This window comes from Vibrio genomosp. F10 str. ZF-129, assembly GCF_000287055.2.
Taxonomy (GTDB): Bacteria; Pseudomonadota; Gammaproteobacteria; order Enterobacterales; family Vibrionaceae; genus Vibrio.
Genome location: NZ_AJYQ02000064.1, coordinates 48,738 through 62,779, shown reverse-complemented (window position 1 = coordinate 62,779; position 14,042 = coordinate 48,738). Strand labels below are relative to the sequence as shown.

At 43.9% G+C, this 14,042-nt stretch carries 15 protein-coding genes; 6 read left to right on the top strand and 9 right to left on the bottom strand.

All coding sequences use genetic code 11. The features are described from left to right. Window positions 1-50 precede the first annotated feature (50 nt). The 7 genes from A1QO_RS06710 to A1QO_RS06680 form a co-directional block, all read right to left on the bottom strand. Window positions 51-341 (bottom strand): DUF3081 family protein, encoded by a 291-nt coding sequence (locus A1QO_RS06710; RefSeq protein ID WP_017041833.1) that lies wholly within the window; start codon window positions 339-341, stop codon window positions 51-53. Between the two features lie 161 nt (window positions 342-502). Next, window positions 503-2,119 carry an ABC transporter ATP-binding protein gene (locus A1QO_RS06705; protein WP_017041832.1) on the bottom strand — a complete coding sequence of 539 codons (1,617 nt, stop codon included), beginning with the start codon at window positions 2,117-2,119 and terminating at the stop codon, window positions 503-505. A gap of 2 nt (window positions 2,120-2,121) precedes the next feature. Beyond that, the gene (locus tag A1QO_RS06700; RefSeq protein ID WP_017039051.1) at window positions 2,122-3,204 is read right to left on the bottom strand and encodes an ABC transporter permease; all 1,083 of its coding nucleotides are present in this window, start codon (window positions 3,202-3,204) and stop codon (window positions 2,122-2,124) included. A 1-nt stretch (window position 3,205) separates the two neighbouring features. Next, window positions 3,206-4,294 (bottom strand): microcin C ABC transporter permease YejB, encoded by a 1,089-nt coding sequence (locus A1QO_RS06695; RefSeq protein ID WP_017035658.1) that lies wholly within the window; start codon window positions 4,292-4,294, stop codon window positions 3,206-3,208. A gap of 11 nt (window positions 4,295-4,305) precedes the next feature. Then, window positions 4,306-6,084 carry an extracellular solute-binding protein gene (locus tag A1QO_RS06690; protein WP_241790421.1) on the bottom strand — a complete coding sequence of 593 codons (1,779 nt, stop codon included), beginning with the start codon at window positions 6,082-6,084 and terminating at the stop codon, window positions 4,306-4,308. Window positions 6,085-6,736: 652 nt separating this feature from the next. After that, window positions 6,737-7,666, bottom strand: a complete 930-nt coding sequence (locus A1QO_RS06685) for an NADP-dependent oxidoreductase (protein WP_017041830.1) — start codon at window positions 7,664-7,666, stop codon at window positions 6,737-6,739. Window positions 7,667-7,773: 107 nt separating this feature from the next. Next, window positions 7,774-8,196 (bottom strand): organic hydroperoxide resistance protein, encoded by a 423-nt coding sequence (locus A1QO_RS06680; RefSeq protein ID WP_017035661.1) that lies wholly within the window; start codon window positions 8,194-8,196, stop codon window positions 7,774-7,776. A gap of 234 nt (window positions 8,197-8,430) precedes the next feature. Between A1QO_RS06680 and A1QO_RS06675 the strand changes: the two genes are divergently transcribed. The 6 genes from A1QO_RS06675 to A1QO_RS06650 all read left to right on the top strand — a co-directional run bounded on the left by A1QO_RS06675 (window position 8,431) and on the right by A1QO_RS06650 (window position 12,503). Further along, a complete protein-coding gene (locus A1QO_RS06675) occupies window positions 8,431-8,874 on the top strand; it encodes a MarR family winged helix-turn-helix transcriptional regulator (protein ID WP_017035662.1) in 444 nt (147 codons plus the stop codon). Window positions 8,875-9,108: 234 nt separating this feature from the next. After that, on the top strand, window positions 9,109-9,459 hold the full coding sequence (locus A1QO_RS06670) for a hypothetical protein (protein WP_017035663.1): 351 nt from the start codon (window positions 9,109-9,111) through the stop codon (window positions 9,457-9,459). 103 nt (window positions 9,460-9,562) lie between these two features. After that, window positions 9,563-11,026: a PepSY-associated TM helix domain-containing protein gene (locus tag A1QO_RS06665; protein WP_017035664.1), complete on the top strand. Its 1,464-nt coding sequence runs from the start codon at window positions 9,563-9,565 to the stop codon at window positions 11,024-11,026. Window positions 11,027-11,166: 140 nt separating this feature from the next. After that, window positions 11,167-11,427 (top strand): DUF5062 family protein, encoded by a 261-nt coding sequence (locus tag A1QO_RS06660; protein WP_026026777.1) that lies wholly within the window; start codon window positions 11,167-11,169, stop codon window positions 11,425-11,427. 94 nt (window positions 11,428-11,521) lie between these two features. Next, window positions 11,522-11,989, top strand: a complete 468-nt coding sequence (locus A1QO_RS06655; protein WP_017041829.1) for an OsmC family protein — start codon at window positions 11,522-11,524, stop codon at window positions 11,987-11,989. A gap of 76 nt (window positions 11,990-12,065) precedes the next feature. Beyond that, the gene (locus A1QO_RS06650; RefSeq protein WP_017041828.1) at window positions 12,066-12,503 is read left to right on the top strand and encodes a GNAT family N-acetyltransferase; all 438 of its coding nucleotides are present in this window, start codon (window positions 12,066-12,068) and stop codon (window positions 12,501-12,503) included. Window positions 12,504-12,611: 108 nt separating this feature from the next. On the opposite strand, the gene A1QO_RS06645 is transcribed toward A1QO_RS06650, so the two are convergent. Both A1QO_RS06645 and A1QO_RS20265 read right to left on the bottom strand, forming a co-directional pair. After that, complete coding sequence (locus tag A1QO_RS06645; RefSeq protein ID WP_017041827.1) at window positions 12,612-13,292, bottom strand: DUF1826 domain-containing protein; 681 nt, start codon at window positions 13,290-13,292, stop codon at window positions 12,612-12,614. Window positions 13,293-13,615: 323 nt separating this feature from the next. Next, window positions 13,616-13,798 carry a hypothetical protein gene (locus tag A1QO_RS20265; protein WP_141707119.1) on the bottom strand — a complete coding sequence of 61 codons (183 nt, stop codon included), beginning with the start codon at window positions 13,796-13,798 and terminating at the stop codon, window positions 13,616-13,618. Window positions 13,799-14,042: the final 244 nt, after the last annotated feature.

The following is a 14,042-nucleotide window of genomic DNA, read 5'->3' as shown; positions in this document are numbered from 1 at the left end:
AGCTATTCAGCTATTCAGCTATTCAGCTAACGATAGATAACCGAGAGCGTTTAACCACTCTCTTTAGCTAATCTCTCGTTCTCTTCATCTAATAGTAAACCGGAGACTTTGCTTAGAAAAACCTTGAGAGTGCTCTCTTCTTGATAATCAAAATCGTACAAGCCATGGAACACCAAAGAGACGGTGAGATCTTGGTACATCAACCAGCAGGTATAGCCATCAAAATCATGGGAAGCCCGAATACCAGCAAACTCATAAACGCTGTCTGATTTGGTTCCTTTTCTTGTGATTAGATTAAAGGCTCTGAGCAACTTTTGTTTTGTTACTTGATCAATTTTCATCGCGTATCCACGTTTATCCATCTATTGGTTTTATAAATACGTCACGAAGAGACAATTAGATCAATCGACAAGAGATCATTCACCATAGTGATGGTCTCGATTACATTGAACTAAAAAGTAGAAAAGTCTGAAGGTTAACGAATGCCTGTTAACCTTTCTCGTTAAAAACTCGACAAAGACACCAACTGCTGTGTATAGCTTTGTTGAGGGCAACGAAACATTTGTTGCGTTTCACCCTGCTCAATAATCTCACCGTTTCGCATCACTATTGTGTAGTGGCATAACGACTTAACAACGTTAAGATCATGACTGATAAACAAGTAGGTTAAGTTATATTTCTGCTGCAATGATTTAAGTAAATCCAAGACCTGCGCTTGAACGGTTCTGTCCAGTGATGACGTCGGTTCATCCAATAGAATAAATTCAGGTTTTAGAATCAACGCTCGCGCGATGGCGATACGCTGCCTTTGCCCTCCGGAAAATTCATTGGGATAACGGAATCGTGTGTCTGGATCCAGATCCACCTCTTTCATTACATCACAAATCATTTGGTCAAGCGTTTGCTCATCGAGTTGTTGATGAACGGTCAGCCCCTCGCCTATCACTTGAGCGACTGACATTCTTGGGTTTAACGCTGAAAATGGGTCTTGAAAGACAACCTGCATTTTACTGCGAAACGGTAACATCGCTTTCCGATCTAACCCTTGAAGTTCATGCCCTTCATAGGTGATAGAACCTTGAGAATTAACCAGTTTTAAAATCGCCATACCTGTGGTCGATTTACCTGAACCGCTTTCTCCTACTAGCCCAATAGAATGTCCTTGTTTTAATTCAAACGCCATATCAGTCACGGCTTTGATATGAGAGGTGACACGTTTAAACAATCCACTTGTTATTGGGAACCAAACTCGTAGATTGTTAACATTGAGCAACGTTGGAGCCGTTTCTGAAACCTCAACCGGCAAACCTCTGGGATCTGAGTTGATGAGCTTGAGCGTGTAAGGGTGTTTAGGCGCAGAGAAGACGGTTTTACTTTCACCCACTTCGACTAGCTCACCGTCCTTCATTACCGCGACGCGATCGGCAATGCGACGCACAATACTCAGATCGTGGGTAATAAACAGCATTGCCATACCGAGTTCTTGTTGAAGCGCTTTCAAAAGATCGAGGATCTGCGCTTGTACCGAAACATCTAATGCCGTTGTAGGCTCATCGGCAATAAGAAGCTCAGGCTCGTTGATCAACGCCATTGCAATCATAACTCGCTGGCGTTCCCCCCCAGACAACTCATGGGGGTAGGATAATATCTTTTGCTCTGGGTACCGAATCCCCACTTTGGTTAACCACGATACCGCCAATTCTTCGGCTTTTTTCTGCCGCACTCCTCGATGGATCGTCAGCGTTTCCACTAACTGCTTGCCAATTTTGTGCAATGGATTCAGCGATACCATCGGCTCTTGGAAAATCATTCCAATTCGACCGCCACGAATTCCACGAAGCTCCCGTTCAGAGCAGCTTAAAATATCAATACCGTTAAAATTAATGCTGCCACCAAGGTAGTGGGAAGCCCCCTTTGGTAACAGTTTAAGGATTGAATTAGCGGTCACAGATTTACCCGATCCACTTTCTCCAACCAGCGCCAAAGTCTCGCCTTTATTAATGGTCAGCGACACCTTGCTAGTCACTTGTTCTATCTCCGCCTTGCGGCCAAAACCAACCGAGAGATCGTTGATCGTCAGAACGGTTTGAGGCGCATCGACTTTAGATTCGTTAGTCATGATTAACGACCTCCCTGAGCATGTGGGTCGAAGGCATCGCGAACCGCTTCCCCAACAAACACCAGCAGCGTTAGCATCAACGACAACACCACAAACGCAGAAATACCCAACCAAGGTGCTTGAAGGTTCGCTTTACCCTGCGCGAGAAGCTCCCCTAACGAAGGCGACCCTGCGGGTAAACCAAACCCAAGGAAGTCCAATGAAGTCAGTGTCGTGACGGAACCGGACAGGATAAATGGCATCATGGTTAACGAGGCTACCATCGCATTCGGCAGCATATGACGGAGCATAATTCGCTTGTCATCCACGCCCATCGCTTGAGCCGCTCGAACATAATCAAAGTTACGACACCGCAGAAACTCAGCTCGAACCACCCCAACCAAACTCATCCAACTAAAGAGAACCATAATTCCCAGCAGCCACCAAAAATTCGGTTCGACAAAACTCGATAGAATAATCAATAAAAACAGTGTTGGCATACCAGACCAGACCTCGATAAATCGCTGACCCATAAGGTCAATCCAACCTCCATAGTAACCTTGAGTTGCCCCCACGATGACACCAACAAGACTAGAGACAATCGTCAAGACAAAACCAAACAGCACTGAAATTCGAAAGCCGTAGATAATTCGCGCCAATACATCTCGGCCTTTGTCGTCAGTGCCGAGCCAATTAACCGAATCAGGCGCCGAAGGTACACTGCCAGCGATATCAAAGTTAATCGTATCGTAGCTGAAGCGGATGATAGGCCAAATAATGTAGCCTTTCTCTTCGATTAAATCGGTGACAAAGGGATCGGTGTAATCGGCTTCTGTTTCAAATTCACCACCAAATTCGGTTTCTGCGTATTGCTGAGTAATGGGGAAATACCAACCGCTGTCATAATTGACCATTAACGGTTTGTCGTTCGCAATTAACTCGGCAAATAAGCTTAAAAAGAACAGAACACCAAATACCCACATTGACCAGTAACCACGCTTGTTGGCTTTAAAACGAAGCCATCGTGCTTTATTCAGTGGATTCGCGCGCATTTTACTAATCATGCTGTCTTGATTTTTAGTCATTGTCCCTTGTACTTCATTCATATTATCGAGCCTCAAAATCAATTCGAGGGTCAACCCACGTATAGGTCAGATCGGAGATAATGCTTAAGAGTAACCCCAATAGCGTCATAATATACAAAGAGCTAAACACCACCGGATAATCACGCTGAATGGTCGATTCAAAGCCAAGTAGGCCAATCCCTTCTAACGAGAACATCACTTCAATAAGCATTGACCCCGTGAAGAAAATACTAATGAATGCGCTAGGAAAGCCCGCAATGATGATCAGCATGGCATTGCGGAAAACGTGTTTATACAAAATAGTATTTTCATCCAGCCCTTTCGCGCGAGCGGTGACGACATACTGCTTGTTAATTTCATCCAAAAATGAATTTTTAGTCAGCATGCTTAATGTGGCAAATCCACCAATGACCATTGCGAAAGTCGGCAACGCTAGGTGCCAAAAGTAATCGAGAACTTGCTGATACCACGTCATTTGGTCAAAATTGCTCGACACTAAGCCTCTGAGTGGGAACCAGCTAAAGTAATTACCACTGGCAAAAACAATAATCAGAATAATCGCGAACAGGAAACCGGGAATGGCGTAGCCAATGATCACCAGTGCGCTTGACCAAACATCAAATCGGGAGCCATGATGGATGGCTTTTAATATGCCAAGTGGAATGGAAATCAGATAAATGATTAACGTACTCCACAGCCCAAGGGAGATAGAGACAGGCAAGCGTTCCACAATAAGATCAATCACATTGCCGCCTTTAAATAAACTTTCACCAAAGTTAAACATGGCGTAGTTTTTTAGCATTTCAAAATAGCGAACATGAATCGGCTTATCAAAGCCAAATTGGCGTTTTATCTCTTCAACGACTTCAGGGTCAAGCCCTCTTGAACCCTTGTAGCCAGACGCTTTATCATCCGTTCCGGTCGTGAGTTCGACTTCATTACCACCACCAGAAAACCGCTCCATAATCCCAGAGTTATGGCCTTCTAATTGCGCAATAGCTTGCTCAACCGGTCCACCTGGTGCGATCTGGATGATAAAAAAATTAATCGTGATGATCGCCCACAAAGTGGGGATCACTAATAGTAAACGCCTAAATATATACGCAGCCATTGAACCCTCTTTTAACGACGTTTGTCAGGGAGTTTGGCGGATTTCTCTTCAGATACCCACCAAGTATCAACCCCCAAATCGTATTTGGGCATCACAGCTGGTCGTTCAAATTTGTCCCAAGTTGCCACTCGATATTGACCAATATGCCACTGAGGAATGATGTAGTAATTCCACTGCAACACTCGATCAAGTGCACGGCCCAGCGTTAGCAACTTGTCTGGATTTTGTTGATTGGTAGAGATTTCACTGGTTAAGTGGTCAACAACAGGATCCATCACCCCTGCGTAGTTGTAACTCGAATCAATGTAATTAGAGTTCCAAATGATCATTAGGTTAGGGCTTGGATACGGGTTAGCTGAATACGACGCTGAAACCATGTCAAAGTCGCGGTCACGCCACCTTTTTATGTACTGAGTCGTATCGATAGTACGGATTTTCATTTCTATACCCATACGTTTCATGTTCTTTTGCACAGGAATCGCAAATCGCTCTGTGGTAGGGCTGTATATTAACAATTCGAACTCAAATGGCTGACCGGTTTCTACGTTCGTCATCACCTTATCTTTTAGCTCCCAACCCGCTTCTTTGAGCAATTTAAACGCGGATCTCATTTCACTCCGAATTCGGCCAGAACCATCCGTGACTGGTGGCTGGTATTCATCGGTGAACACGCTTGGGGAAATACTCTCTTTAAACGGTGTTAACAACGCTATTTCTTCTTTTGATGGCAACCCTTTCGCTTCGTAATCGGTATTTTGAAAATAACTACGAGTTCGGGTGTATTGTCCGTAGAACATATTTTGATTCATCCATTCAAAATCCAACGCATAATTTAACGCTTGTCGAACTTTGGGATCTTTAAAAATATCACGCTGTGTATTGAACACGAATCCTTGCGTAGATTGAGGGCTTTGATGAGCGATCTCTTCTTTTTTTATGAAGCCCTTATCGAAATTTGTGCCAGTGTAAGAATTTGCCCAAAACTTAGCGGAACTCTCTTGTCGCAGGTCAAACTCGCCCGCCTTAAAGGCTTCCAACATCACCGTATCATCACGGTAGTAGTCATATTGAATTTGCTTAAAGTTATTACGCCCAATATTCACAGGAAGATCGGCTGCCCAGTAGTTATCGACTAGCTCATAAGTGACGCTCTGTCCTAGCTTAAATTCTTTAATCTTATAAGCAGAACTTCCGATAGGCGGTTCTGAAAGGGGTTCAGAAAAGTTTTTATCTTCCCAAAAATGTTTCGGCAGAACACTCATGCCTTGAGCAAGACTGAACAGTTTTTCTCGATTGGGTGTTTTCATATCAATTCGAGCCACCAAATCACTGACGGCGGTGACTGATTTGACATCCTGATAGTAGACTCGGTATTGCGGCACCCCTTCTTTATTGAACTTGTCAAAAGTGAACGCGACATCATGGGCGGTTATTGGGTGTCCATCATGAAATCGAGCCTTAGGATTTATATCAACTTCAAGCCATGTATAGTCATCTGAATAACGAACCTTAGACGCAATCAAAGGGTAGTAGGCATCAATTTCATCGCTTGGGGAATACATCAACGTGTCATATAGCTCACCCGATTTTGCCGCTGGGACCCCACGTGATGCGTAACGGTTAAAGTTGTCAAAGGTACCAATTTGGCCATAAGTCACTTTACCAACTTTCGGGGCGTTTGGGTTTACATAATCAAAATGAGTGAAGTTCTCAGGATACTTTGCTTCCCCAAAGCCGACCAAGCGGGTTGTTTCAATAACTTTTGCTTGGACTCCCGTCCCCATCATCATCAGAATCAAACCTAAAATAAGACGCTTTTTCTGTCGCATGACCTCTCCCTTTGCATTCCTTGGCGCTTGTTACCATATATACGCTGCTTACTCGAGCGAATATACCCATCATTAATATCTATTAATAATTCAGTTACTTGGATAAGTATATACCCAAGACTCCCCAAAGCGAGGTTTTGTTCTGTTGAGTTTGTCTCGTAAACTCAACTGGACTGTTTTTAGAAACGCGATAGGCGATAGAAACGCGATAGTTAGATCGGAAAGCCCTCTAGTTTCACTTAACTCAATATCGATTAGCACCACATTAATTGAACCAAGATCACAAAAATATAGGAAATTAGATGCATTGCAATAGGAAACATCGCTATTTGTAGAATTGCGACTAAGGTTTGTATGTTGAATAAAAAATCAATCAATATTCACTAAACGTCAGTCTCCAACTACGTAAACCCTATAGAAAATAATAACGGCTTATATCTCCAATTCTGCCTCGTACACGGTACGAGGTTTTTTTTTGTTCTCTGCTTTGTACATCTTTCCTAACGCTCAGCGCCATCTGAAATTATGAAATAGATATGGAAAAACCGCTGATACTTCAGCGGTTTCCATTAGTTCGTACTTTCAATTCACTTTTTGACGTTCAACCAAGAGGTTAATTGACATCAATGACAATCTTTCCACGGGTGCGCCCTGATTGGCTTTGTAAGTGCGCATCCACTATTTTCTCTAGAGAAAATCGATGTTCAATCAATGGTTTTAGAAGATCAGCATCAACGAGTTGATTTAACTCTTTCAAAATTCGACTACTTGGTTCAATAAAAACAAACGCCGATCGAACCTTGTGCTCGTTTGCCACCGCTTCATCAGGCTGATCAACCACAGACACAAGAATGCCATTTTCCTTCAGCAGTGCCCAAGACGTTTTCTGTACATCACCACCCATGGTGTCTAAGACAATATCAACGGATTCAATTTGCTCAATCAACGGGGCTTTCGCATAATCGACCGCTTGATCGGCACCTAATTCTTTCAACAAATCTAAGTTCACCGATGAAGCGGTTGCAATCACCGTGGCTCCTTTTGCTTTCGCGATTTGAATGGCCAAGTGACCAACCCCACCTGCACCCGCATGCACGAGAACTCGTTGACCTGGCTGTACATCGGCAACATCCACTAAGCATTGCCATGCTGTGATACCTGCTAAAGGTAACGAAGCGGCTTGCCCAAAATCGAGTTTCGTCGATTTCAGCACAGCCTCGTCCGCTTTCACGGCAATGTAATCAGCGTAGCTTCCATTTCGACTGATATCAGGGCGGCTAAACACCTCATCACCGACGCTGAATTCTTTTACATTGCTGCCAACTTCAGCAACCACTCCGGCCACATCCCAACCTAACGTTAACGGAAGTTCGTAAGGAATAAAGCTTTGCAAATATCCCTCTCGTATTTTCCAATCGACAGGGTTGATTGAAGCTGATTTTACAGAAATTAGAATATCATCGTCATTGATCTCAGGCTTAGCTACATTCTCTAGTTTTAATGTCTCTGTGCCACCATATTGGTGAATTTGAACAGCGCGCATAAATTATTCCTATTGATGACTTGTTAGAAGATCAGGCCCAAAGCAATCCGCTCAGAACCTGGATCGTTAGTTATGATGGTCAAATGTCAGTGGTGTGTCGCGAGTCATTATAGCTCAGCACCATTTACAGTTAACTGAACATCAATATTCCCACGTACCGCATTTGAATACGGACACACTTGGTGAGCCGTTTTCACCAATTCAACCGCTTGGCCTTGTTCTAAATCGAGCTCTACCGACAAGCTCACAGTCAGTGCAAATCCACCAGTTTCATTCGGGCCAATGCCAACGGTTGCTGTGGTCGGGGCCGCTGAAATAGCCACCTTTGTTTCGCGGGCTACGTGTAAAATTGCATTAGAAAAACAAGCTGAATACCCCGCAGCAAAAAGCTGCTCTGGGTTGGTCGCTTCACCGCTTCCGCCCATTTCTTTTGGGTAGCTCAGGGCTAAAGACAATTTATTGTCGTCAGTAGAAACTTGACCGTTACGGCCAGCGAGTGCGGTTGCTGATGTTGTGTAGATAGTTGTCATGGTCTGAATCCTTTTATTTTCAATTGTTCTGGTCAGTCTTTGTTTAAGTCGTTATTGGCTTAAATTTATTGGCCTGGTCTATACGTATTCAAACTGCTTTGGGTTCACTTTGAACACGATTTAAATTGATAGCAATTAAATTGTGCACAACTTAATTTTCAACAATACTAATTGAAACAATCTAAGTGCGCAAGTATATTGTGCACAATTAAATTAATGAGATGGATCGTAAACATGAATGAACCCAACGAAGAGAACTACCTCGCTCTGGATAACCAAGTCTGTTTTGCACTCTACAGCGCCTCCAATGCCATGGGGCGAGCGTATCAGCCTCTCTTAAAGGCACTGGATCTCACCTACTTGCAATACATCGTGATGATGGTGTTGTGGGAAGAGAAAGTCGTGAATGTAAAAACCCTAGGACAAAAAACCCACTTAGACTCTGGAACACTGACTCCTCTTTTAAAGCGTTTAGAAACAAAAGGATACGTAACTCGTACTCGCAGCGAAAAAGACGAACGTGTTCGAGTTATCTCGGTCACAGAGTCAGGCACTCATTTACGTGAACAAGCCAAAAGTGTCCCGACTGAAATGATGTGTTTGTCTAAAATGAAGGTGGATGAACTACTTAAACTCAAGCACGACTGTGAAAAGTTACTGGATAATCTCACCAAGTAAAGGGGCATCCCCTTAACTCAGTTTCACGGATCCGGCGCACTTGATGTGCACATAAAATCAACATTTGAGTATGCCTTGATATCCAATGTTGCGACAAGGTTAATTAAATAACCCAATACACTGTTAATACTAAGAAAAATAGGTATAGTGCTCAGCCAAATTCTTTAACCTAAATTTTACATGCACAACGCCCTATTTCGACGAGCCATGATCTTATCTAGTCTATTGAGCTGGATGTTGATTATATTGATGCCAGTGATTAATGCTCACGGTCAATCGGCGGGCGTCTGGGCAACGCTGTGTACGGCAAATGGATTTGAGAGAGTATTAATCCCCCCTCCCTCAAACGACCATGAACTCGGTGCTAAAAGTCGCGATACCAGCAGCGGTAAGGGCAACAACCATGCTGGCTCACCTTGCCCTGCTAGTCATTTTTCTTACGATACTGATCCTTGCATCACTCCATTCTTGGTGTCATTGCAAGTACGCCTCGCCAAAGCTCACCTTTACCAACCGAACCAAATTTTCAATCACCCTACTCCCCTTTTACCTCGCGCCCCACCTACATTTTTTCTTTCTAGTTAACTCCGTTTACCTATACCAATATTTTCTTCACAACACGCTTGCGAATCGAGTCTCGTCGATTTCGTCTCGCGCGCGTGTTCATGTGATCAATAAGGAAGAATTAATGTCTGTTCATTCAGAAAACAAAAATATGGAAGCTCAACAACTGAAATCTCGCTACTTTTTAACTTGGCGATGGCATTTTTACGCCGGATTATTTGTTGTCCCATTCTTACTCATGCTCAGCCTTACGGGCTTAGTCATGTTATTTGACCAGGAAATTGAAACTGCCCGTTATGGCGATATTATTAAGCTATCTCCCAAAACGATTCCGCATGAAACATCAACCAATACATTCTCTACAGCACCGCTTGCTAAGCTGTCGATCTCTGAACAGCTCAATATCATTCAGCAAGCATTCCCTACCCATTCGGTCACTCAATTTATTCCGGCAAAAACAGCGGATGTTGCCAACCGATTCTCTATAAAAGACACGGATGGTAAGGTTTTATTCGCCACGATTAATCCATACAACGGAGAAGTACTTGGCACCATTGATCGCAGCGACAGTTGGTATCAGTTAGCCAACGACATACATGGCACATTACTGATTGGGGATTGGGGAGACCATCTCATCGAAGTTGCTGCTAGCCTATGTATTTTGTTGTTAGTCTCCGGTATATACCTATGGCTTCCGTTCGATAACGCCTCCAAAGCGGGTTTTCTAAAAATTCGGACAAGTCACGGTCCACGCATTTTTATGCGCGATCTACACGCAAACCTTGGCGGAACTTTATCGTTCGTTTTTCTGTTTTTCATTCTTTCGGGTCTCGCGTGGGCTGGGGTATGGGGTGGAAAGATGGTACAAGCTTGGAGCACATTCCCTGCTCAGAAATGGGATGACGTGCCACTGTCAACACAGACGCATCAATCACTGAACCATCTGGCAGAAGAAGAGTTACCGTGGAACTTAGAACAAACGCCGCTGCCTGCCTCCAATCACGACCACAGCAAGATGGGAACAGATGATGCTTCTTCCACCACAGGACTGCAGAACATCGATCGTCTCGAAGCCACTATCCTCCAATTAGGATACACGCACTACAAACTTCATTTTCCTCGCGGGGAACAAGGGGTATTTACTGTGTCAGCCAATACCATGAGTGGTGACATTATCGACCCAACCCAAGATAGAACCACGCATATTGACCAGTATTCCGGAGAAATATTGGCCGATGTCAGCTGGGACGACTATGGAGTGATGGCCAAAATGATGGCAGCAGGTATAGCACTGCACCAGGGCGATATCAGCATCATCAATAAAGTCTTTAACGTTCTTTTTTGTGTCATGTTCATCGTTATTTCGGTAACTGGGGCGGTTATGTGGTGGATTAGGCGACCAAAAAATCGGGCCCATTTAGGTGTACCTCCAAGATTTACTCATCCTGGCACTTGGAAAACCGCAGTAGTAACACTTTCTCTGATATGCCTGGCGTTTCCCTTAGCAGGGATGACAATCGTACTCACGCTGCTGCTTGACTGGTTTCTTTTTAGTCGATTTAAGTCTTTCGCTGCTTTAAAGAACTAACGCTGTATTTCACAGGTTACCACACTTAAAACTCACCGCTGATTAACGAGAGATACTTATCAATATGGGAGCCATACAATCGTGTAATGCTCCCCAATTGGTATACTGCTCACTCAATCAATACTGAGGATAATGATGATATGTCGAAGACCGCAAAGATCCTTAATGAAGATAAGTTGGTAAAAAAGGCGTTAGACGTCGGTTTTAAGATGGCAAAACTGCAAGGGCTAAACTTGCCAAGCTCCTCACAACCCATCAAGATCAAAGCCGTGTATTTGTTCTTGGTTGAAGTTAACCAAATAACCCCTCTTCCTGCCGATAAGCTCGACGGAGCGAATATTAAAAAGCGGTTAGCACTGTGGCTGCATAAAGCCCTTCCAGACAACGACCCCTTAAAATAAACAGGGCTTAAACTTATCCCAAACCCTTAGCGTTGCTCTTTGCAACGCTATTAATATGCCTTCAGCCTCTACTCAGTTAATAGGAATGAAATGGATGTCTAACTATTCAGCAACGGTGCGCTGGGTTCGCGGAAAAGACGAACCCTTCAGTGATAATCGATACTGTCGAGCACATCAATGGGAGTTTGATGGCGGTGTCACTGTCCCTGCGTCGCCATCGCCTCATATTGTGCCTCTTCCCTATTCCGTAGAAGAAAATGTGGATCCCGAAGAGGCCTTTATTGCGGCTTTGTCGAGTTGTCACATGCTGGTCTTTCTTTCCATTGCTGCGAAACGTCAATACGTCATCGAAAGCTATGTGGATAAAGCGGTGGGTATTCTAGAAGAAGATTCGCGCGGTAAAACATCCATAACAAGAGTAACCCTAAGACCGCACATCATCTTTTCAAATGATCGAGTCCCTACCCTCAAACAACTTGCAAAAATGCATCATATGTCTCACGAGAACTGTTTTATCGCCAATTCGGTGAAGACTGATGTGGTGACGGAAATCATCACCTAAAGCTTTGGAGTAATGAGAAACCTATTTTAACGAATGCCTGCTCGACATATCAGCCCGCCAATAATAGAGGTAAATGATGCCTAAGATTGATTTCACTAACGGTGATCTAGATACACTGATACAAGCGGAATTGACCGCTGGTTTTGAGTCCCACAGCCAGGCACAGATGGCGCCACCTTATAGCAAAGAGCGTTTGAATTGGACGGCTCAGGATGAGCACGGCACCCTCATTGCTGCACTCACCGCCGATCTACTGTGGGATTGGCTCTATATCGACGAACTTTGGGTCGATGAAAGCTGTCGCGGAACCGGATTAGGTAAACAGCTCATGAACAAGGCGGAAGAATTTGCAAAGGCTCAAGATCTATCCGGTTTATGGCTTTGGACACAAAGTTGGCAGGCACCTGTTTTTTATGAACGTTTGGGGTTTGAAGAATTCACCCGTTTTGAGAATTTCCCAACGGGACACAGTCGAATTGGTCTCAGAAAATATGTGTCAAAAATAGATGAATAAACCGACCGCGACCCGAATTAGAACGAACAGGCAAAAGAAATGGAAAAGATGGCCCCATCTCTTGTGACATTTTTCGTTTGGTTAACGTCGATGCACTACAGTCTGACGTTAACCAAAGTCTAACGTTAACAATAATCGCCTTTCATCAGATAAAAGAGTCGGTGAACGATGGACCAACCCCCTACTTTCGTTTCCACTCCAACGCTCTCCTTTTAGAAGTGCAACATCACCACTGGCGAGTTGCTGAATATTGGATTCTTGAATATACAACCCAGACATAGAGTCAGATTGACCATGACTTCCCCGTCCTAACTTTGAACGGTCAATGACGTCATTGGGTAACCACTGCGTTGCAATACCTTGGTAAGTCGTGACTAAGCGGCAAGGTACTTGGTCTACGTGAAAACGCGGGCACATCGCGTCATCCAGCACCGCTAAACGAAAACCTGCTTCTTTTAAATCGAATAGGCAGCAAAACATATCGACAAGCTCCACCATATTCTCTAACAGTAGCTTAGGCGCAGTCCCATTTGTGGCATTTTCAAGTTCGGTATACGCCGTTTTCGGAGAAAGTGTCATAGACTTTCTTACGTTCTGGTTAACAGATATAAATTGATTGACGGCATCCGTTAGCTCTTCACTAAAGCTTCTTCGCCAAATCGCGATATTGATGTTGTCTTCGTATATACCTGTCAAAATTGTGGGTTGATCTCCTACTTTGAAACTGTCTTGTCCACTGAACTCATTGCCAGTTTTAGAGCCTGGCGATTCCATTAAAACAGCGCCCATTACGTAACCTCCTATGTTGTTGTCGATTTGTCGTCTCTCATGCAGCCTTGAAATGTATGATGTGCCATGAATCGACAATTGAAATGTTATAACATAACAAATGGTAAACAAAAACAACTTTGCTAGAAAATGGACCCGCTAAGACAGCAGCATGTCTATTCATCCGATGACAAAATTTGTTCAGATGACGCTTATGGAATACGAGTTGAGGCAGCATTTAAACGAGTGTTGGCCAAGTTTATTTTGGGAACCGTGGCTAGGGTGAGTTGATTTTTGCAGCAACTCGTTGGGTATTTACACAAGGCAGAGGCTTAGATATGTCGTTACTCTACTTGAGAAGCCGCTAACGCAGTATCAATACCCAACAAGTGCTGCCCGAAGGGTTCGGCCAAAATACAGGTAAAGAACCAGTGACCTGTATCTGGCAAGCTTTGACAATGGTAAACTCGACTTTCCAAACAGGGTATTTGGAATTCGTTGAGTGAATGTGAAAAAGCAGTCGTCACTTTGCTAACAATATCCGTTACTAGCGATATCCGTTGCTAGTAATGCCCTTTTACATTGCACCGCTAATCGAGTAATTGTGCAACAAATATGGCGCAGCGCCTTTAAACAGAATACCATGCACCGGATTAACGGTTGATCATGATGTGATCGTGTCAGCCTCTATCCATGCTATGATTATGCTACAACAACGAGTCTCGCAGAGGCCCATATGAAGTGGTGTCGTCACTGCTCAAAGTAAGACAT